Genomic DNA, 416 nt, shown 5'->3' on the forward strand with positions numbered 1-416 from the left:
ATAAGGAGCTTCTTGATCATCTTCATTCTCCTTCGAACTCGGGAAACTGGGAGGAGAACGATGTATTGCAGATTAGGTTCCGGGCTTTCGAGGTAACGAGATGTGACTGATCGCGAAAGAACTGGCGATCAGTTCGCGATATCAACGACTAACGTCGATCACGACGTGGATGTCCCGCTTGCCGAGGTCGACGACTTCGGTCCTTCTAGGAGGGCCGTCCGGGGTGTCGAAGAGCTCACTTACAGTCGCTTCCTCCGAGAGGAAAAGGAAATCGGCATGCGCGCCTGACTCGGGGTAGGCGTCGATCGAATGCCAGGTGCCGCGATGCAGCAGGATGCCAGTTCCCGCGAGGCGGAAGGCACGCAGGTTGGCGGCCGTCGGGAAATCTGCCTCGCGCGGCGCGACCACGAGGACGG

General features: G+C 58.7%; 1 protein-coding gene. It reads right to left on the reverse strand.

Going from position 1 to position 416, the window contains the following annotated elements; all coding sequences use genetic code 11:
* Positions 1-141 precede the first annotated feature (141 nt).
* Positions 142-416, reverse strand: a 275-nt coding sequence (locus AB4Y92_RS26105) for a hypothetical protein (protein WP_441822264.1), incomplete at its 5' end; no start/stop codon positions are given.

It is taken from the genome of Lysobacter sp. TAB13, from assembly GCF_052113885.1.
Taxonomy (GTDB): domain Bacteria; phylum Pseudomonadota; class Gammaproteobacteria; order Xanthomonadales; family Xanthomonadaceae; genus Lysobacter; species Lysobacter gummosus.